Below are 18,627 nucleotides of genomic sequence, written 5' to 3' on the forward strand. Positions count from 1 at the left end.
ATCATCTGTGCCATCGAAATCATCTCTCTCCCAGGATCCCACTATGAAAGCCATTGCCTACTTCGCCTCCCTGCCGATCAGCGACGAAAAATCCCTGCAAGATATCGAACTGCCAGAACCGGTCGCCGGCCCGCGTGACCTGTTGGTGGAGGTCAAAGCCATTTCGGTCAACCCGGTGGACACCAAGATTCGCCAGAACGTGCAGCCTGAAGGTGGCGCGGCCAAAGTGCTGGGCTGGGACGTGGCGGGAGTGGTCAAGGCTGTTGGCAGCGAAGTGACCTTGTTCAAGGCCGGCGACAAGGTGTTCTACGCCGGCTCCATCGTCCGTGCCGGCGGCAACAGCGAGCTTCATGTGGTGGATGAGCGCATCGTCGGCCATATGCCCAAGACCCTTGGTTTCGCCGAAGCCGCCGCCCTGCCGCTGACCGCCATCACCGCGTGGGAACTGTTGTTCGAACGCCTGCAAATACGCGAAGGCAAAACCGATGAGGGTCAGAGCCTGCTGATCGTCGGTGCCGCCGGGGGCGTTGGTTCAATCCTCACGCAATTGGCCAGCCAGCTCACCGGGTTGAAAGTCATCGGCACCGCGTCCCGTGCCCAAACCCAGAGTTGGGTGCGTGACATGGGCGCCGATCAGGTGATCGATCACAGTCAGCCGCTGAGTGAAGCACTCAAACGTGCCGGGGTCGAGCATGTGACCCACGTTGCCAGCCTGACCCAGACTGACCAACACCTGGATCAATTGGTGGAGGCATTGGCGCCGCAAGGCAAACTGGCGCTGATCGATGATCCGAAGGCGCTGGACGTGACCAAGCTCAAACGCAAGAGCCTGTCGCTGCACTGGGAGTTCATGTACACCCGCTCGCTGTTCGAAACCGCCGACATGATCGAGCAACACAAACTGCTCAACCGCGTCGCCGGGCTGATCGATGCCGGCACACTGAAAACCACGGTCGGTGAGCACTTCGGAACCATCAACGCCGCCAACCTGCGTCGCGCCCATGAACGGCTGGAAAGCGGCAAGTCCAAGGGCAAGATTGTGCTTGAAGGGTTCTGACCCGAAGATCAAAAGATCGCTGCGCCAGCGATCTTTTGCCGTCAGTCAGAGAGTTGATCGTTGTCACAATTGCGATCGTATTCAGGTCTACAATCGAAAACTCTGCGAACAATCTTTTACGTGATGTCTTTTGCGAGACGTCTTTCACAAGAGGAACTCAGCAATGAAGATCCTGATAAAAGAATTGGCAACATCCCGCTGGCAGGTTCGCCTGGATCAACACGCTGTGACGTTCCGCAGTGAAGCCGAAGCCTTGGCCTTCACTAAAACCCTTGAAGCGCGCTTGCTCGCGCCCCATCAGATTCCCGGCCGTCAGCAGCGCACTGCTGGCTGAGTCCGTCCTCAGGCCTGGGCTTGTTCCAACGCCCGGGCATTCTGCAAACGCCGGGTGAGCATCGCCACGCTCACCACCACAATTGCGCACAGGCTGATGACCATGGCCATCGGCATGGCACTGCCATCGTGCAAAACACCCACCAGCGCCGCGGCCCCGGCGGCGACGCTGAATTGCAGGCAACCGAGCATCGCCGAGGCACTGCCCGCACGTGCACCCTGGCCGCTCATCGCGCAGGCCGAGGCATTGGGCACGATACAACCCAGGCTGGCGATGCAGACAAAAAGTGGAATCAGCAACGGCCACAAGTGCGCAGGGTGCAGCGAGCTGACCGCCAACAGAGCCAGGCCGCCCGCCAGGTAAAGCCAGACAGTGCGCGCCAGCAAGAAGGCCGGACCGCGTCTCGCCAGCAACCGGGCATTGACCTGGGCCACCAGAATGAACCCCGCCGCGTTGATCCCGAACAGCCAGCCGAAATGCTCGGCCGGCACACCATAGAGTTTGATGAAGACGAACGGCGAGCCCGCGATGTAGGCAAACATCCCGGCGATGGCGACACCACCGGTCAGGGCATGACCGAGGAATATCGGGTCCGCCAGCAACCGACCGTACTGGCGTAGCGCACCCGACAACGGTTGGCGCGGCACATGGGCCGGTAGACTTTCCGGTAGCCCGAGGGCCACCGCCAACCCGGCCAGCGCACTGAAACCGGTCAGCACAAGAAAGATCGACTGCCAACCCGTCGTGTTGACCAACAACCCGCCCAGCATCGGCGCAAGAATCGGCGCCAGGCCCATCACCAGCATCAACTGCGAAAAGACCTTCGCCGACCCCACCGCATCGCATTTATCGCTGACCACTGCCCGGGCGATCACAATGCCCGCGCAACCACCCAGCGCCTGGACAAAGCGGGCGCCGATCAGCCACTCAAGACTCGGCGCGTAAGCACAGGCCAATGAGGCCACAGTGAATAAACCGACACCGGTCAGCAAGGGAAGCCGTCGCCCAAAGCGATCCGCCACCGGGCCGTACGCCAGTTGGCCGATGGACAGCCCTAGGAAATAGGCTGCCAGGGTCAGTTGAACGTGTTTTTCGTCGGTGCCGAAAGCGAGCGCCATCGCCGGGAAGGCCGGCAGGTAGAAATCGATCGCCAGCGGGCCGAAAGCGCTCAAGGCGCCGAGAATCAGGATTGTGCGCAGGTTCATCAGGCGTCCAGGTTGGGCAGACAGGTTAGCCATGGATCGGCAGGCTGACAGTCTAGCCGGGCGTGGACGCCTTGAACATTCCGATAGGTCGCTAACTATTAAAAATAGCTCAGGCCTGTTTTACCCCGTAACCCTCTTCAGTGATGGCGGCGATTACCTGATCGGCTGTCAGCGCACTTTCTACGCCGACTTCTTTTGCCGCCAGATCGATGCGTACGCTGGCTGCCGGATCCTTGGCTTGCAGCGCCTCAGTGATAGCCTTGACGCAGTGACCGCAGGACATGCCTTCAACGTTGAACACTTGCATGGGACGTCTCCTTTAATGAAGCCCTTACATGAGGGTTGCGCGCAGTCTCGAGCTTGCCACCATGGCAAGGTCAAGTTCTGAATCAAGCTGCCGGGCTGGCAATCGGCGTCGCGCTCGGCCAAGCTGCGTCCATCTATGACTCGACATCAGGAGATTCAGCCATGCGCTGGTCAGCTCTCAGCCTGTTTGGCTTCCTCAGCCTCTTTGCCGCGACACCTTCGGTTCAAGCCGCCGGGGAGGACTACGGCGTGCTGATCATTTCCCGCGAGCGTCTGGAAGTGTCGACTTCCTGCGAGATCGGCGTGTACATCCAGGATCAGTTGGCCGGGCGGCTGTTCCAGGAACAGAGCACCTCGTTCAACCTGCCGCCGGGCAATGTGTCCCTGCGCCTCAAACTGCTGCCGGGTCAGGCGCCGGGCTGCAACCCGGGCATGCTCGCGCCGGGGTCGCAGGACATCAAACTCAAGGCTGGGGATGTGTTGAAGTTCCGGATTGCGATGACGCAGGAAGGGATGTACCTCAAGCCTGCAGCTTTGGAATACTGAGTCGGCTGCGATCTTTTGATCTGAGACATGGCACTTGACCTTGCCAGCATGGCAAGGTTGATCCTGTAGGCAATTTCTACAGGGAGCGTGACCGATGTCCGAATCCACCACTTTCGATCTGCCGATTGCCGGCATGACCTGCGCCAGTTGCGCCGGGCGTGTCGAGCGTGCCTTGAGCAAAGTCATCGGCGCCACGGCCGTCAGCGTCAACCTGGCCACCGAACAGGCCCGGGTGCAAGCGCCCAGTGACAGCCTGCCGGCCTTGATGGACGCCGTGCAGCGGGCTGGTTACAGCGTGCCGCAGCAGACCCTTGAATTGAGTATCGACGGCATGACCTGTGCGTCTTGCGTCGGCCGCGTCGAACGGGCGCTGACCAAGGTGCCGGGGGTGAAAAGTGTCAGCGTCAACCTGGCCAACGAACGGGCGCACCTTGAGCTGCTCGGCCAGGTCGATCCGCAAACCTTGATCGGCGCCGTGACCAAGGCCGGTTATTCCGCCCGCGTCTGGGAAGTCGAACACCCGCAAACCGATAATCAGCAACAACGCCTGCAGCGCGAACGCTGGGCCTTGCTGGCGGCCATCGCCCTCGCCTTGCCGCTGGTGCTGCCGATGCTGCTGCAACCTTTCGGTGTGCACTGGATGCTCCCGGCGTGGGTGCAGTTCGCGCTGGCAACGCCCGTGCAATTCGTCTTCGGCGCCCGCTTCTATGTCGCTGCGTGGAAAGCCGTGCGCGCCGGTGCCGGCAACATGGATTTGCTGGTGGCTCTGGGCACCAGCGCCGGCTACGGCTTGAGCATTTACGAGTGGGCCACCGCTGCCGGTCGCATGCCGCACCTGTATTTCGAAGCCTCGGCGGTGGTGATTGCCTTGGTGTTGCTGGGCAAATACCTGGAAAGCCGTGCCAAGCGCCAGACCGCCAGCGCCATCCGCGCCCTCGAAGCCTTGCGTCCGGAGCGAGCCATTCAAGTAATCGACGGCCGCGAGCAGGAGGTTGCGATCAGCGCTTTGCGCCTCAACGATCTGGTTCTGGTCAAACCCGGCGAGCGCTTCCCGGTGGATGGCGAAGTGGTGGAAGGCCAGAGCCACGCCGATGAAGCATTGATCAGCGGCGAAAGCCTGCCGGTGCCCAAAGCTCCGGGCGACAAGGTCACCGGCGGTGCGATCAACGGTGAAGGTCGGCTGCTGGTGCGGACCATGGCGCTCGGCGCAGAAACCGTGCTGGCGCGGATCATCCGCCTGGTCGAAGACGCGCAGGCGGCGAAAGCGCCGATCCAGAAACTGGTGGATAAAGTCAGCCAGGTGTTCGTGCCCGTGGTGCTGCTGATTGCACTGGCGACCCTGGTTGGTTGGTGGCTGTATGGCGCGCCGCTGGAAACTGCATTGATCAACGCCGTCGCGGTGTTGGTGATCGCCTGTCCTTGTGCGCTCGGGTTGGCCACTCCGACCGCAATCATGGCAGGCACCGGTGTGGCGGCGCACCACGGAATTCTGATCAAGGATGCCGAAGCCCTGGAGCGCGCCCACGAAGTCAGCGCCGTGGTGTTCGACAAGACCGGCACACTGACCTCGGGCACGCCGCGCATCGCACATTTGAGTGCCATCGAGGGTGACGAAGCCGCCTTGCTGCAAATGGCCGGAGCGCTGCAACGCGGCAGTGAGCACCCGCTGGCCAAGGCGGTGCTGGATGCCTGCGCCGAGCGCGGCTTGACCGTGGCCGATGTCAGCGACAGTCAATCGCTGACCGGGCGCGGCATTGCCGGCAGCCTCGCTGGTCGGCGATTGGCCCTGGGCAATCGGCGCTTGCTGGAAGAAAGTGGCTTGAATGCCGGGCCATTGGCCGACTCCGCAAGCGCCTGGGAAACCGAAGGCCGGACGCTGTCCTGGTTGATCGAGCAAAGCCCCGAACCTCGGGTGCTGGGCCTGTTCGCCTTCGGTGACACGCTCAAGCCCGGCGCCCTGCAAGCGGTGCAACGCCTAAGCGCCCGCAATATCAGCAGCCACCTGCTGACCGGCGATAACCGCGGCAGCGCCAAAGTCGTCGCCCAAGCGCTGGGCATCAAGGATGTTCACGCCGAAGTACTGCCGGCGGACAAAGCCGCCACTGTCGCCGCGCTGAAAAAAACCGGCGTGGTGGCGATGGTCGGCGACGGCATCAACGACGCCCCGGCCCTGGCTGCTGCTGATATCGGCATTGCCATGGGCGGCGGCACCGATGTCGCCATGCACGCTGCCGGTATCACTCTGATGCGCGGTGACCCACGGCTGGTGCCGGCGGCGCTGGAGATCAGCCGCAAGACCTACGCGAAAATTCGCCAGAACCTGTTCTGGGCCTTCGTCTATAACCTGATCGGCCTGCCACTGGCGGCATTCGGCTTCCTCAACCCGGTGCTGGCCGGCGCGGCCATGGCGCTGTCGAGCGTCAGCGTGGTCAGCAATGCGTTACTGTTGAAAACCTGGAAGCCCAAAGACCTGGAGGACAACCGATGAACATTGGCCAAGCGGCCCGCCAGAGCGGTCTGAGCGCGAAGATGATCCGCTATTACGAATCCATCGGCCTGCTCAAGGCGGCCCATCGCACCGACAGTGGCTACCGGGTCTATGGCGACGACGACCTGCACACCCTGGCGTTCATCAAGCGCTCTCGGGACTTGGGTTTTTCACTGGAAGAAGTCGGCAAACTACTGACCCTCTGGCAGGATCGCCAGCGCGCCAGTGCCGATGTGAAGGCCTTGGCCCGTCAGCACATCGATGAGCTGAACCAGAAAATTCGCGAACTTGGTCAGTTGCGCGACACCCTGCAAGACCTCGTAGAACACTGCCACGGCGACCACCGCCCGGACTGCCCGATTCTCAAGGAGCTGGCCTCGGGTTGCTGCGTCGAACCCGCTCATTCTTGAGCGCCAACCCCTTCACCACCAGCAACAGGGTGAGGGGAATGCCGTGGAACAACAACACCACCGCGCCGGGTGTCCACCAGGAATAGAACGGCGCGGCGATCAACATGCCGACGCCAAACCCGGTCATTTGCAGCAGCGTCAGAAAACTGAAAATCGGCAGGCGCAGGCTGTCCGGTTCACGTTGCAGGCGCGACATCAGGCCAACCTCCGAGAACCCGTCGCCTATCCCGGCGGGCAACGAAAACAGCAGCAAACCGTACAGGGTCTGCTGCTGAAACGTCAGGATGAAACCGCAGGACATCAGCAACACGCCAAAGAAAAATCGCCGCTCAAGGTGCGCGTTGTCCGTGCCTTTCAGGCGACTGGCGATTCGCGCACCGATGAACTTGCCGCAGGCCCACACCGCCAGCATCAGGCCCAGGGTGGTGCTGGCCGACTCGGGTGTGAGCAGTTTTGAAATGATTGGAAGACCGACGTTGTGCGCGGCGCTGCCCAGGGTGTCAGCCATGGCAACGGCCAGCATCGCCGCCAGTACCGGCGCCGTGCGCAAACCCTGGCGCAAGGCCTGCCATTCGCCCTGTTTGTGAAGAGGTTCATCACAGCTGGGGGCCGGTCCGCAAAACCGCAGTGGCACAATCAGCAGCGCTGCCAGCAGGTACGTGACCACGTTCAATGCAAATACTGTTTCAAAGCCAAATCCCGCCACCAACAACCCAGCCACCAGACTCCCGCTGACCATCGCCGCAGACGACGCTGAGGTTATCCAGGCGTTGGTCTTGAGTAATTGCGCCTCTTCGATCAGGTGCGGCAATTGGCTGTTGAGGCCGATGGCGAACATCGAATTACCAAACCCCAGGCCGAACGCGATCAGCGGCAATAGCAACGCTTGTTGGCTGACCGGCAGCACCAGCAGCAGACCCAGCAAACCGGCACGCAGCAGATCGAAGGCAATCAGCGGCAGGCGCCCGGCCCAGCGGCGATAGAACCGGGTACCGATCAGGCTGGCCAGGATACCCCCGGCGACACGGCTGGCGAGGAAGATGCCGACGCTCATGGCGCTATTGCTGAGCAGGTAGACGTAGGTAGCCAGGGCGACCATGTTGAGGAAAGCGCCGAAGTCCGAAATCAGCCGGGCGGCGACGATCAACTGAGCATTGCGGATGGAGTTCACATTCAGTCCTTGAGTGTGCGGGGTATTGCTGGTGTAAAAAACCCGGCCAAAGCCGGGTTTTGGGTCAACCGATCACTGCATCCACGGCGGAGGCGGTTCTTCGGCTTTGCTCGGTGGCGCATCGTCCGCCGCCCGAATCGCTTGGCGACGCTCTTCGTCGAGACGGGCCGCCTCGATCTCGCGCATGATCCCGCCGACGTCCGCCAGTTCTTCCGGCTCGTCGAACTCGCCGGTCAACACGCTGGCCGGGTGCAAGGTGCCGGCTTCGTACAATGCCCACATTTCCTTGGCGTACCGGGTGCGTTTCAACTCCGGCGCGAAGCGTCCGAAGTACGACGCCATGTTGCCCACGTCCCGCTCAAGCATGCTGAACGCGTGGTTGTTGCCCGCCGCATCCACTGCTTGCGGCAGATCGATGATGACCGGGCCGGTCGGCGTCAGCAGCACATTGAACTCGGACAGGTCACCGTGCACCAGACCGGTACACAACATCAGCACGATTTGCGAAATCAGATAGGCGTGATATTCGCGTGCCTGATCCGGCTCCAGCACCACATCGTTCAGGCGTGGCGCGGCATCGCCGTACTCGTCGGCCACCAGCTCCATCAGCAGCACGCCTTCGAGGAAGTCGTACGGCTTGGGCACCCGCACCCCGGCACTGGCCAGGCGGAACAGCGCCGCCACTTCGGCGTTCTGCCAGGCGTCTTCGGTTTCCTTGCGGCCAAACTTGGAGCCCTTGGCCATTGCGCGAGCCTGCCGGCTGTTGCGCACCTTGCGACCTTCCTGATACTCGGCCGCCTGACGAAAACTGCGTTTGTTCGCCTCCTTGTAGACCTTGGCACAACGCAGCTCGTTGCCGCAGCGCACCACATAAACAGCTGCTTCTTTACCACTCATGAGTGGGCGCAGCACCTCGTCGACCAGACCGTCCTCGATCAGGGGTTCAATGCGTTTTGGAGTCTTCATCAGCTTTTATTGTGGGTCCTTTATTACCAAACACGCGAAAGTCATTCGTTATACGGCAATCCTCTCATTCGGGGGAGGGGTTGCCGACCTATGAACGTTCCCATGAACATCAAGAAGCACACAATGTGCCGGATTAATCAGGCAAAACTCATCGACCGCCCCGGATCATAGCTGAGCGAGAACCACTTGTTGACGACGGAGTGCCAAGGTATTTGCGACAGAATCTAACCTCGATCCCTGGCGTTCGCAGGATTTTTCTCAAAAGACCTCAATTTCCCCGCGCTTCAGCCGAAGTCATTAGAGAGAAAAGGAATTGTCTGACAATCGCCTCAACAACAATCAAGAAGGCGCGCTCAAGGATCGGGGCGTATCAAACGTTTTCGGCTGCCAATAATCCGCGAGTCATCAGTACTGCGTGGGCCTACAAGAAAAACTGGAGCGCGGATGAACATCAAACAGAAGTTGACCTGGGCGTTTGCAATCATCGCCTGCTTGCCCGTGGTGCTGGTCGCCACCCTCGTCGTGCTGAACTTGCGCAGTGATGCCAAGGACAATTTTGTCGACGGCAGTGGCCGCGAGATTCGTCAGGTCAGCAATGCCATGCAGCTGTTCTTTGATGGCATCAGCCAGAACGTTGACTACCTGGCGACCCAACCGCTGATCAAGAACTCCGACGACAGCCTCAAGACCTACATGAGCGCCAATGCCGAGAGCATTCCCCAAGGCGAAATGGACAAGAAGGTCTTCGCCCTCCTCCAGGATCTGGGCAACAGCCATCCGGCCTACGCCTATGCGATTCTCGGGACGGCGGCGGGCGGTTACGTGTCCTGGCCGGACGATGCGAAGCTGAGCAATTACGACCCGCGCCAGCGCCCGTGGTACAAGGCGGCCCAGGCCAAGCCGGGCAAACCGCTTCGCACCGAGGCCTATTACTGGGCCCAGGATGACGCGACCTACGTCAGCACCGTGCGCACCATCGATAACAAACTGGGCAGCAATGGCGGCGTGGTCAGCATCGACGTGACGCTCAAGCAGCTCACCGAAATCGTCAAACAGATCAAACTCGGCGAAACCGGCTACCTGATGCTGGTGGAAAACACCGGCACCATACTGGTCGATCCCAAGCAGCCGGAACACAACTTCAAAGCACTGAGCAGCCTCGGCGACGGTTACGCGCAACTCGGCAAGGCCGGCAAAGGGCTGGTGGAGGTTGAGCTCAATGGCGAGCGCTACATGGCCAACGTCTGGCCGTCGGAGCAACTGGGCTGGACCTTTATCGGCCTGATCAAGCAGACCGACGTGATGAGCTCGGCCACTCAACTGACCTGGCTGATCGCGATCATCGCGGCGGTACTGGCGGTGTTCTTCGCCATCGTCGGCGCCAGTTTCGCCAGCCTGATCGTGCGGCCGATCCGCAGCGTGGCCAGCGGTCTGGAAGGCATCGCCCAGGGCGAAGGCGACCTGACCAAGAACCTGCACATCCGTGGCAGCGATGAAACCGCGCAACTGGCCAACTGGTTCAACCAGTTTCTGGCGGCGATCCGCAACCTGATTCAAAGCATCGGCGGCGCCGCGACCAAGATCCTCGCCACCTCCAAGAGTTCGACCCAAGTGTCCAGCGACATGGCCGAAGCCGCCGGGCGTCAGCGTGAAGCGGTGGACATGGTGTCCACGGCGTTCCACGAAATGGTCGCCACCGCCAACGAAGTCGCGCGCTCTTGCAGCCAGGCCGCCGAGTCGGCCGACAGCGGTCAGCGCCAGGCCCGTGAAGGCCAGCAGCAGATCGATGCCGCGGTGAGCAGTGTCGATCGCTTGAGCCAGGAAATCGAACAGTCGGCGCAATCGATGCAACAGCTTGAGCGCGACAGCAACGACATTCAGTCGATCCTCGGGACCATCCGTTCCATCGCCGAACAGACCAACTTGTTGGCCCTGAACGCGGCCATCGAAGCAGCCCGGGCCGGTGAACAGGGTCGTGGCTTTGCGGTGGTGGCGGATGAAGTTCGCGCCCTGGCCAAACGAACTGCCGATTCCACGGCGGAAATCGACGGCCTGCTGGGCAACCTGGCCAAGCGCACCAGTCAGGTGACGCAACAGATGCACGCGAGCCTGGAGGTGTCTCAGCAATCGGTGACCCGCATCGGTGAAGCGCGCAGCAGCTTTGGGCAGATCCGTGAGTCGGTGGATGTGATTCGTGACATGAATACTCAAATCGCCACGGCGGCTGAGGAACAGCATCAGGTGGCCGAGGACATCAATCGGCATATCAGCCAGATTCATGGCGATGCGCAGTTGGTGGCGGAATTGGCAAACTCGGCGCGGCTGGATTCTCAGAGCCTGGCAGGCTTGTCGAATGAGCTGGACGGGTTGGTTCGCCGCTTCAGGACCTGAAGTCACTGATCCAACTGGTCGAAACCGATACCTGTGGCGAGGGAGCTTGCTCCCGCTCGGCTGCGAAGCAGTCGTAAACCGGCAAACGCGGAATATCTAATGCACCGCGTTGGCTGAATTGGGACCGCTTCGCGCTCCAGCGGGAGCAAGCTCCCTCGCCACAATTACTGCTTGAACAACTCACCAGGGGTAAACCCGAACAACCCCTTGAACGCCGCAATAAACGCCGATGTCGAGTCATACCCGCAAGACAGCGCGGCATTGGTCACGCTGTCCCCCTCCTCCAGCAAACTCAACGACGACAGCAGCCGCATGCGCTGCCGCCAACTGCGGAAGCTCAACCCGGTCTCGCGCTGAAACAGCCGCATCAGGGTTTTCTCCGACATGCCCAAACGCTCGGCCCATTCCTGCAAGGTCACCGAGCACTCGGGACTTTCGATCAGTTCGTTGCACAAACCCAGCAGTCGCTCATGCCGGGGCAGCGGCAAGGAAAACCCCACCTCCGGCAGACTCGCCAACTGATCGAGCAGCACGCCCACCAATCGCGCCTCCTGACTGTCGCCCTGTGGATACTCCACCGGCAACTGGCAAAAGCGCTTGATCAGCTCCCGGGCCAAGGGCGTGACTTCCAGCACCCGGCAACGCCCGTCCGCCCATTGGCAGTCCTCGCGGCGCACATACAGGCTGCGCATTTCAGCACGCATCGAGGTCACGACCTGATGCTCGAGATCCGCCGGAATCCAGATGCCCCACTGCGGCGGCGCAAAGAAACTGCCCTCGGCGGTGTGCACGCCGAGAACACCGCTGATGGCGTAGGAAAACTGCACCCAATCATGACGATGAGGCGGCGTCCACGAACCGGCGTTCAGGCTTTCCGCCCGCGCATACAACGGACGCGGCAACACCGTCAGCGCCGGGATGGTCCGCTCGAGGGTAAGTTGTCCGTTAGTCGGCATTGATTGGCCTTATGTCGCAAGACGGCTGATAGGGCCGACGTTAGGCTAAGTCATCAATTCTTACAAATGGATTCGGTGCCGGTTATGCATGCCTTCAAACACCTTAAACGCGTGGTCACCGACTGGTTCTTGTGCGGCATGCTGATCGCCACGCTGCTGGCGTATTTCTTCCCGACCTTCGGCGCTACCGGCGGCGGGATGCACGCTGAGTATGTAATCAACATCGGCGTGTTCCTGGTGTTCTTCCTGCACGGGGTCAACCTCTCCAGCGAGCAGATCCGCCACGGGCTGAAAAACTGGAAGCTGCACGTGATGGTTCAAGTCTTCACCTTTGCGGTGTTTCCGTTGATCTGGCTGCTGAGCGACACACTGCTGGGCTCACACATTCCATCGTTGTTGATGCTTGGTTTCCTCTACCTCTGCGCCCTGCCCTCGACCATTTCCTCATCCGTGGCCCTCACCGGCAGCGCGGGCGGCAACGTACCGGCGGCGATTCTCAACGCGAGCCTGTCCAGTGTGCTGGGGATTTTCCTGACACCGTTGCTGGTGAGTTTCGTGGTCGGCAGCGGCGCTGGCGGCATCGACCTGGGTTCAACCCTGCTCGACCTGTGCGCAATGCTGTTGTTGCCGCTGGTACTCGGGCAATTGCTGCGGCCATGGCTGGGCAGGTTTTTCGCTCGGCACAAGCGCTACACCAACATCGCCGACAAGCTGGTGATCCTGCTGCTGGTGTACTCGGCGTTCTGCAACTCGATGGTCTCGGGGATGTGGCAGCAACAGGGCAACAGCGTGATTCTCACGGCGTTGATTGGCAGCGCGATTCTGCTGGCGATCATCCTGTGGATGACCACCCGCACCGCCCACGCGCTGAAGTTCAGCCCCGCCGACGAGATCGCCGCGGTGTTCTGCGCCAGCAAAAAATCCCTGGCGGCCGGAGCACCGATGGCGGCGTTGATCTTTGGTGCCAACCCCGGCCTTGGGTTGATCCTGCTGCCAATCATGATCTACCACCCGTTGCAGCTGATCGTGTGCTCGGTGATGGCCGAGGGTTACGCCAACCGCAACCGGCAACTGGCCGCGCAGCAAAACGCCGCAGTGCTCAGCCCTCAATAATCAGCGCTCGATAATCGCCGTCACGCCCTGACCGCCGGCGGCGCAGATCGAGATCAACCCTCGGCCCTTGCCCGCCGCGTCCAGCAGCTTCGCCAGGTTGGCGACGATGCGCGCACCGGTGGCGGCAAACGGATGCCCGACGGCCAGTGAACTGCCTTTGACGTTGAGGCGACTGCGGTCGATGGAACCCAGCGGCGCGTCGAGGCCGAGACGGGTTTTGCAGTACTCCGGATCTTCCCAGGCCTTCAACGTGCACAGCACCTGCGCGGCAAACGCTTCGTGGATTTCGTAGTAATCGAAATCCTGCAAGGTCAGGCCGTTGCGCGCCAGCAATCGCGGCACCGCATACACCGGCGCCATCAGCAGCCCTTCGGCACCGTTGACGAAATCCACCGCCGCCGCCTCGCCATCGCGCCAATAGGCAAGCACCGGCAAACCGCGCTCCTTCGCCCATTCCTCGCTGCCCAACAGCACCACCGACGCACCATCGGTGAGTGGCGTGGAGTTGCCCGCGGTCAGGGTGCCCTTGGCACTTTTCTCGAAGGCCGGTTTCAGTGAGGCGAGTTTTTCCAGGGTCAGCTCCGGGCGCAGGTTGTTGTCCCGGGTCAGGCCGAGGAACGGCGTCATCAGATCGTTGTGCCAGCCTTCGGCGTAGGACGCCGCCAGTTTCTGATGGCTTTCGAGGGTCAGCCGATCCTGCTCGTCACGCGGGATGCCCCAGGTCTGGGCCATCAATTCACAGTGTTCGCCCATCGACCGGCCGGTGCGCGGCTCGCCGATACTTGGAAAGTCCGGGATCAGGTGTCGGGGACGCAACTGCAGGAAGGTTTTCAGTTTGTCAGCGGTGCTTTTGGCACGGTTGGCTTGCAAGAGAATCTTGCGCAAGTCTTCGTTGACGCCGATCGGCACGTCCGAGGCCGTGTCGACACCACCGGCAATGCCACATTCAATCTGCCCCAGGGCGATTTTGTTCACCACCAACAACGTCGCCTCCAGCCCCGTACCGCAGGCCTGCTGGATGTCGTAGGCCGGCGTCGTCGGCGACAACCGCGAGCCCAATACGCATTCACGGGTCAGGCCGTAGTCGCGCAAATACTTGAGCAAGGCCCCGGCGGCCACTTCGCCCATGCGCACACCGTGCAGGTTATAGCGCTCGATCAGGCCTTCCAGCGCTGCGGTGAACATCGCCTGGTTACTGGCAGTGGCGTACGGCCCGTTGGAACGGGCAAAAGGAATACGGTTACCACCGATAATCGCGACGCGACGCAGCTGAGTCATGAAAAAAGCTCCTTCTGATAGTCAATGGTGAACACACATCCCTGTGGGAGCGGGCTGCAATTCCTGAAAGACCCGCTAAACCCAAGCTCAAACCAACCTGCAATGTTCAAGCGTAGGCCTTATCTCGTGGATCGAACGACTAATTGCCATTCCTGGTCCACACTTTTAACCCCGGCTTCTGGAGCGTGATTCATGTCTGACCGCTATATCGACTTCGCCAATTCGTCCATCGGCCATCGTGTGGTCGCTGCCCTGGGTCTACCGTCGCCGGTACGGCTGGAACGCTGGCAAGCAGGCCGATTGCGGCCTGTCGAGGGGGCGCTGTTGATTGGCGGTGGCCCGCTGACGGAAAAAATCAGCACCCTCGCCAACCGCTTGACCGACACGATTTACAGCTACTGCACCGACCCGACCCTGGCCACCGCGTGGATTCCCGGCCACGGCCAGAAACTCAAAGCCGTGGTGTTCGACGCCAGTGACCTGGTGCAGGTCGATCAGTTGAAACAGCTGCGCGAATTCTTCCAACCACTGATGAAAAATCTCGATCACCATGCGCACCTGGTGATTCTCGGTCGCGCGCCAGAGACCTTGAGCGACCCGTTCGCCGCCAGCACCCAACGGGCGCTGGAAGGGTTCAGCCGTTCGCTGGCCAAGGAACTGCGCAACGGCGGCACCTTGCAGCTGATCTATGTCGGCGAAGGGGCCGAAGATCAACTCGAAGGCCCGTTGCGGTTTTTCCTCTCGCCCAAAAGTGCGTTCATTTCCGGACAAGTCATACGTTTGAAGGCGTGTGCGACGCAGGTGATGGACTGGACACGCCCCTTGTCAGGGCGCAAGGCACTGGTAACCGGGGCAGCCCGGGGCATCGGCGCCTCGATCGCCGAAACCCTGGCCCGGGACGGCGCCGAGGTGATCCTGCTCGACGTGGCGCCGGCCAAAACCGATCTCGACGCCCTGGCCGCGCGCCTCGGCGGACGCAGCATCACCCTGGACATCTGCGCCGAAAACGCCGCCACGCAACTGATCGAACACTTGCCGGACGGCGTCGACATCGTGGTGCACAACGCGGGCATCACCCGGGATAAAACCCTGGCCAACATGACCCCGGAATTCTGGGACGCGGTGCTGGCGGTCAACCTCAACGCACCGCAAGTGCTGACCAAGGCGCTGCTCGACAGCGGCACCCTGCGCGACGACGGCCGAGTGATCCTGTTGGCGTCCATCAGCGGCATCGCCGGCAATCGCGGGCAAACCAATTACGCCGCGAGCAAGGCCGGGCTGATTGGCCTGGCCCAGGCCTGGGCGCCACTGCTGGCAGGGCGCGGCATCAGCATCAACGCGGTGGCGCCAGGGTTTATCGAAACCCAGATGACCGCGCACCTGCCCTTCGGCGTACGCGAAGCCGGGCGGCGCTTGAGTTCGTTGGGCCAGGGCGGCCTGCCGCAAGACGTCGCCGAAGCCGTGGCCTGGATGGCACAACCAGGCACCGGAGCGTTTACCGGGCAAGCGCTGCGCGTGTGCGGGCAAAGCGTGTTGGGAGCCTGACCATGACCACCGACTGGCACACACTCAATAGCGAACCGGGCCTGCAGACGCTGTATTTGAGAGCGGCGACGCGACGCAAAATCACTGGCACCGCACTGCCTGAGCTGGGTTATCACTGTTGGGTCAACGTCGATACGAAACGCCTGGAGGCTTATCGCAAAGTGTGTGGTTTCGCCGACAACGGGCTGCTGCCACCGACGTATCCGCACATCCTGGCGTTTGCCTTGCAGATGCAACTGCTCACCGCCAAGGCGTTTCCCTTCCCGCTGCTGGGGCTGATTCACTTGAGCAATCGCATTCGAGTCATGCGCCCCATGGGCGGCGTGAGCCGCGTGCGGGTCAGCGTGAAGGTGCAGAACCTGCAACCCCATGCCAAGGGCGCGACCTTCGAGTTAGTGACGACGCTCGACGACCAATTGGGGCTGCTGTGGGAAGCCGAAAGCCAGATGCTCTGTCGCGGGGTCAAACTGGCAGGCGAGCCTGTCGAGCAAGCGTTTGCAACGACCTTGTCGCTGACCGAAGTGGCCCACTGGAAAGCACCGGCGGACATTGGTCGCCGGTACGCCAAAGTGTCTGGAGACTACAACCCGATTCACCTGAGCGCGATCAGCGCCAGACTCTTCGGCTTTCCCAGCGCCATCGCCCATGGCCTGTGGAACAAGGCGCGCACCCTGGCTGCCCTGAGCGATCATCTACCGACGGCCAACGTCGAGATTGCGGTGCAGTTCAGAAAACCGGTGCGTTTGCCCAGCGAAGTGACGCTGATGTCCAGCGCGGCGGGGTCCAGTGGGGACTTCCAGTTAATGGGGGCCGGGGAGATCGAGCATATGGTGGGGCAGTGGCGGCCGGTTGCCTGATGGATTGTGGTGAGGGGGGCTTTCCCCCTCGCCACAGTACGCTCAGGAACTCAGCAAACCCCGAGGCTGCGGAAACAAATTATTCAACGTATCCAACAACCGCACGTGATAGATCGGCTTGCGAAACAGATCCAGCACCTGCAACCGCAACATGTCACTCACATCCTCCATATCCGCATGCCCCGACGTCACAATCACCGGCAAATGCTGACGAGCCGTGTGCTCACGCAGACGCTTGATCAACGATATGCCGCTTTCCTCCGGCATCCGCAAATCAGTAATCACCAGCGCAATATCAGGATGACGAGTCAAATGATGCAGGGCGAGCTTGACCGACGTTGCCGTAAAACAAGTAAAACCCTCGCCCTCCAGCAACTCCGCCAGTTCCAGTAACGCATCCTCCTCATCATCGACCAGAAGAAGCTGTTGCCGAGGGAGGGCTGGAGCGTTCATGGGGCAACACCTGCAATGGACTAAGCCTTGACGTTAGAAGCCCTTTGCAGGATTGGCAAATGACTGCCCATTGCCAGTCTTCAAATCAAAGCGCGGCTGAAATCGTGTTGAACATTGCGGTGACCGCCGTGGAGATGGGTGCCACAAACGTTGCCAGCACCACGGCCACCATGCCTGCAATGATTGCGTACTCGATGCCCGAAGCGCCTTCGGTGTCTTTGGCAAGGTCTTTGTAAAAAGCGATGTGGGATTTGATCTTCTGAACCGTTTTAGAGAAGGACATGACGCGTCTCCTGAATGACAGCGGTTGTTGCACTGCCGCAACATGATTCCCATATGCCAGCATCAGCATTGTCGGCAAACCCATGCCCAACAACTGTAAGAACGCATTAATACTTAAGCAGTAACCGGTTGATTAACGTCACAAAACAGTACTTTGGGCATCAGCCCGTTACTTTTGTCAGATATTTACCGCTCAGTGATGGCATTTTGCTTTACCTGCGCTACCGTCAAATAGCGAAACAGTCCCACGTTCATAACTGCCTGATTACGAAGTCATCTCGTTAGAAGGCTTGGGGGCGTTACGCCGCAGGAAAGGGGGAGAGCCTTCATGAACAGCCGCGTCACCCTGGGCCTGGCCGGGCTGTTTCTGGCAGGCGCCATCATTGCCGGTTACTGGGGGCTGGCGCTGAGTCGCCAACCGGCCCCCGAGCCTGTCGCGCAAATCGGCACATCAACGCCCTCGATACAGGTCTCGGTGGACGACCCGACCCGCCAACCGGTGGTGGTGCTGCTGCGTGATATCGCACCGTTCGAGCAGATCACCGCCGCCGACGTGACCCTGGAAAAACTGCGTACCGCCCCGGTGGGCTGCCTGACCCGTCTCGAACAAGCCATTGGCCGTACACCCTGGCGCGCGCTCACCGCCGGCAGTTGGCTCAATGATCAGAGTTTCGAAGCCGGCGGTACGCTGGCGCGGATGATCCGCGCCGATGAACGCGCCCTCGCCGTGGCGGCGGATGATGTGATCAATGTCGGCGGCCAATTGAGCCCCGGCGATTATGTCGATGTGCTGCTGTTTCTGCGCATGGACACCAACAACCTCCAGCAGTCGGCCCAGGTCGTGGTCCCGGCGTTGCGCGTACTCGGGGTCGGCGAGCAGTTGGGGCTGACGAATGATGGCAAGCCTGCCAACCCGGCACTCAGCCATGAAGAGAAACTCAAGCAGGAACAACTGCGCACCAGCGCCCGCACCGTGTTGCTCGCCGTCCCTGAATCCCTCTTGAGCCGCCTGATGCTCGCGGCACAGGTCGGGGTTTTGCGTCTGGCTGTGCGCAGCGCCGAAGAACAACGCCTGAGCCAATACTGGGCCGGCCGTGGTGACTCATCGGCGAGCCTGGCCAACGCCAACCGCGAGCTGGTGCAGTTCAGTCAACTGGCCCTGGCCGGCACTCCACAATCCCCCGCCCCCAGAGGCGCAGCACCTCGCAAGCCGAGCGTGGAAGTCATTCGCGGCAATGCCGTCACCCAACAAACGCCCTGAATCGAGCG

The 18,627-nt window shown here is 61.2% G+C and carries 18 protein-coding genes and 1 pseudogene; 11 read left to right on the plus strand and 8 right to left on the minus strand.

Features of this window, described 5'->3' with window-relative positions:
- The first annotated feature begins 43 nt into the window (after positions 1-43).
- Entirely contained in the window at positions 44-1,057 is a 1,014-nt protein-coding gene (locus AC07V0_RS03910) for a zinc-binding alcohol dehydrogenase family protein (RefSeq protein WP_495019397.1), read from the plus strand.
- Positions 1,058-1,220: 163 nt separating this feature from the next.
- On the plus strand, positions 1,221-1,391 hold the full coding sequence (locus AC07V0_RS03915; RefSeq protein ID WP_018928382.1) for a hypothetical protein: 171 nt from the start codon (positions 1,221-1,223) through the stop codon (positions 1,389-1,391).
- Positions 1,392-1,399: 8 nt separating this feature from the next.
- Here the strand turns inward: AC07V0_RS03915 and AC07V0_RS03920 are convergent, their stop codons facing one another.
- The gene (locus tag AC07V0_RS03920; protein WP_495019398.1) at positions 1,400-2,596 is read right to left on the minus strand and encodes a multidrug effflux MFS transporter; all 1,197 of its coding nucleotides are present in this window, start codon (positions 2,594-2,596) and stop codon (positions 1,400-1,402) included.
- 109 nt (positions 2,597-2,705) lie between these two features.
- Positions 2,706-2,903, minus strand: a complete 198-nt coding sequence (locus tag AC07V0_RS03925) for a heavy-metal-associated domain-containing protein (protein ID WP_111455406.1) — start codon at positions 2,901-2,903, stop codon at positions 2,706-2,708.
- A gap of 161 nt (positions 2,904-3,064) precedes the next feature.
- Here AC07V0_RS03925 and AC07V0_RS03930 point away from each other — a divergent pair, with 161 nt between their 5' ends.
- The 3 genes from AC07V0_RS03930 to cueR all read left to right on the plus strand — a co-directional run bounded on the left by AC07V0_RS03930 (position 3,065) and on the right by cueR (position 6,346).
- Positions 3,065-3,448, plus strand: a complete 384-nt coding sequence (locus AC07V0_RS03930; RefSeq protein WP_018928385.1) for a hypothetical protein — start codon at positions 3,065-3,067, stop codon at positions 3,446-3,448.
- A 94-nt stretch (positions 3,449-3,542) separates the two neighbouring features.
- On the plus strand, positions 3,543-5,936 hold the full coding sequence (locus tag AC07V0_RS03935; protein ID WP_192351874.1) for a heavy metal translocating P-type ATPase: 2,394 nt from the start codon (positions 3,543-3,545) through the stop codon (positions 5,934-5,936).
- The gene (gene cueR / locus AC07V0_RS03940; protein ID WP_007940146.1) at positions 5,933-6,346 is read left to right on the plus strand and encodes a Cu(I)-responsive transcriptional regulator; all 414 of its coding nucleotides are present in this window, start codon (positions 5,933-5,935) and stop codon (positions 6,344-6,346) included. The genes AC07V0_RS03935 and cueR overlap by 4 nt, the downstream gene beginning before the upstream one ends.
- Here cueR and AC07V0_RS03945 read toward each other — a convergent pair.
- Together AC07V0_RS03945 and AC07V0_RS03950 are read right to left on the minus strand one after the other, a co-directional pair.
- Positions 6,300-7,517, minus strand: coding sequence for an MFS transporter (locus AC07V0_RS03945; protein WP_477759350.1), 1,218 nt, complete (start codon positions 7,515-7,517; stop codon positions 6,300-6,302). The genes cueR and AC07V0_RS03945 overlap by 47 nt on opposite strands.
- Before the next feature lie 72 nt (positions 7,518-7,589).
- The gene (locus AC07V0_RS03950) at positions 7,590-8,483 is read right to left on the minus strand and encodes a PA4780 family RIO1-like protein kinase (protein ID WP_086944028.1); all 894 of its coding nucleotides are present in this window, start codon (positions 8,481-8,483) and stop codon (positions 7,590-7,592) included.
- Positions 8,484-9,083: 600 nt separating this feature from the next.
- On the opposite strand from AC07V0_RS03950, the pseudogene AC07V0_RS03955 reads away from it, so the two are divergent.
- Both AC07V0_RS03955 and AC07V0_RS03960 read left to right on the plus strand, forming a co-directional pair.
- Positions 9,084-10,016, plus strand: a pseudogene (locus AC07V0_RS03955) (cache domain-containing protein); the annotation flags it as partial.
- A gap of 129 nt (positions 10,017-10,145) precedes the next feature.
- Positions 10,146-10,874 (plus strand): methyl-accepting chemotaxis protein, encoded by a 729-nt coding sequence (locus tag AC07V0_RS03960; RefSeq protein WP_370694720.1) that lies wholly within the window; start codon positions 10,146-10,148, stop codon positions 10,872-10,874.
- Between the two features lie 164 nt (positions 10,875-11,038).
- Here the strand turns inward: AC07V0_RS03960 and AC07V0_RS03965 are convergent, their stop codons facing one another.
- Complete coding sequence (locus AC07V0_RS03965) at positions 11,039-11,830, minus strand: AraC family transcriptional regulator (protein WP_064616082.1); 792 nt, start codon at positions 11,828-11,830, stop codon at positions 11,039-11,041.
- An 84-nt stretch (positions 11,831-11,914) separates the two neighbouring features.
- Here AC07V0_RS03965 and AC07V0_RS03970 point away from each other — a divergent pair, with 84 nt between their 5' ends.
- The gene (locus AC07V0_RS03970; RefSeq protein WP_018928391.1) at positions 11,915-12,943 is read left to right on the plus strand and encodes a bile acid:sodium symporter family protein; all 1,029 of its coding nucleotides are present in this window, start codon (positions 11,915-11,917) and stop codon (positions 12,941-12,943) included.
- Here AC07V0_RS03970 and AC07V0_RS03975 read toward each other — a convergent pair whose 3' ends face one another.
- Positions 12,944-14,221 (minus strand): acetyl-CoA C-acetyltransferase, encoded by a 1,278-nt coding sequence (locus AC07V0_RS03975; RefSeq protein WP_495019399.1) that lies wholly within the window; start codon positions 14,219-14,221, stop codon positions 12,944-12,946.
- A 192-nt stretch (positions 14,222-14,413) separates the two neighbouring features.
- Between AC07V0_RS03975 and AC07V0_RS03980 the strand changes: the two genes are divergently transcribed.
- Complete coding sequence (locus tag AC07V0_RS03980; RefSeq protein WP_495019400.1) at positions 14,414-15,766, plus strand: 3-oxoacyl-ACP reductase; 1,353 nt, start codon at positions 14,414-14,416, stop codon at positions 15,764-15,766.
- Positions 15,767-15,768: 2 nt separating this feature from the next.
- Positions 15,769-16,623 (plus strand): MaoC family dehydratase, encoded by an 855-nt coding sequence (locus AC07V0_RS03985; RefSeq protein WP_495019401.1) that lies wholly within the window; start codon positions 15,769-15,771, stop codon positions 16,621-16,623.
- Between the two features lie 42 nt (positions 16,624-16,665).
- Here AC07V0_RS03985 and AC07V0_RS03990 read toward each other — a convergent pair whose 3' ends face one another.
- Together AC07V0_RS03990 and AC07V0_RS03995 are read right to left on the minus strand one after the other, a co-directional pair.
- On the minus strand, positions 16,666-17,076 hold the full coding sequence (locus tag AC07V0_RS03990) for a response regulator (protein WP_018928395.1): 411 nt from the start codon (positions 17,074-17,076) through the stop codon (positions 16,666-16,668).
- 85 nt (positions 17,077-17,161) lie between these two features.
- Positions 17,162-17,359, minus strand: a complete 198-nt coding sequence (locus AC07V0_RS03995) for a Flp family type IVb pilin (RefSeq protein ID WP_138866726.1) — start codon at positions 17,357-17,359, stop codon at positions 17,162-17,164.
- A gap of 327 nt (positions 17,360-17,686) precedes the next feature.
- Here AC07V0_RS03995 and cpaB point away from each other — a divergent pair, with 327 nt between their 5' ends.
- Positions 17,687-18,619 (plus strand): Flp pilus assembly protein CpaB, encoded by a 933-nt coding sequence (gene cpaB / locus AC07V0_RS04000; protein ID WP_477759346.1) that lies wholly within the window; start codon positions 17,687-17,689, stop codon positions 18,617-18,619.
- Positions 18,620-18,627: the final 8 nt, after the last annotated feature.

The organism is Pseudomonas sp. GW821-FHT01E10 (assembly GCF_059422365.1).

Coding starts and splice junctions, on each gene's coding strand:
- AC07V0_RS03935 (WP_192351874.1), top strand. CDS start 3,543: ATGTCCGAATCCACCACTTTCGATCTGCCGATTGCCGGCATGACCTGC.
- AC07V0_RS03995 (WP_138866726.1), bottom strand. CDS start 17,359: ATGTCCTTCTCTAAAACGGTTCAGAAGATCAAATCCCACATCGCTTTT.
- AC07V0_RS03975 (WP_495019399.1), bottom strand. CDS start 14,221: ATGACTCAGCTGCGTCGCGTCGCGATTATCGGTGGTAACCGTATTCCT.
- AC07V0_RS03960 (WP_370694720.1), top strand. CDS start 10,146: ATGGTGTCCACGGCGTTCCACGAAATGGTCGCCACCGCCAACGAAGTC.
- AC07V0_RS03920 (WP_495019398.1), bottom strand. CDS start 2,596: ATGAACCTGCGCACAATCCTGATTCTCGGCGCCTTGAGCGCTTTCGGC.
- AC07V0_RS03930 (WP_018928385.1), top strand. CDS start 3,065: ATGCGCTGGTCAGCTCTCAGCCTGTTTGGCTTCCTCAGCCTCTTTGCC.
- AC07V0_RS03985 (WP_495019401.1), top strand. CDS start 15,769: ATGACCACCGACTGGCACACACTCAATAGCGAACCGGGCCTGCAGACG.
- AC07V0_RS03950 (WP_086944028.1), bottom strand. CDS start 8,483: ATGAAGACTCCAAAACGCATTGAACCCCTGATCGAGGACGGTCTGGTC.
- AC07V0_RS03915 (WP_018928382.1), top strand. CDS start 1,221: ATGAAGATCCTGATAAAAGAATTGGCAACATCCCGCTGGCAGGTTCGC.
- AC07V0_RS03970 (WP_018928391.1), top strand. CDS start 11,915: ATGCATGCCTTCAAACACCTTAAACGCGTGGTCACCGACTGGTTCTTG.
- AC07V0_RS03925 (WP_111455406.1), bottom strand. CDS start 2,903: ATGCAAGTGTTCAACGTTGAAGGCATGTCCTGCGGTCACTGCGTCAAG.
- cpaB (WP_477759346.1), top strand. CDS start 17,687: ATGAACAGCCGCGTCACCCTGGGCCTGGCCGGGCTGTTTCTGGCAGGC.
- AC07V0_RS03980 (WP_495019400.1), top strand. CDS start 14,414: ATGTCTGACCGCTATATCGACTTCGCCAATTCGTCCATCGGCCATCGT.
- AC07V0_RS03990 (WP_018928395.1), bottom strand. CDS start 17,076: ATGAACGCTCCAGCCCTCCCTCGGCAACAGCTTCTTCTGGTCGATGAT.
- AC07V0_RS03965 (WP_064616082.1), bottom strand. CDS start 11,830: ATGCCGACTAACGGACAACTTACCCTCGAGCGGACCATCCCGGCGCTG.
- AC07V0_RS03910 (WP_495019397.1), top strand. CDS start 44: ATGAAAGCCATTGCCTACTTCGCCTCCCTGCCGATCAGCGACGAAAAA.
- cueR (WP_007940146.1), top strand. CDS start 5,933: ATGAACATTGGCCAAGCGGCCCGCCAGAGCGGTCTGAGCGCGAAGATG.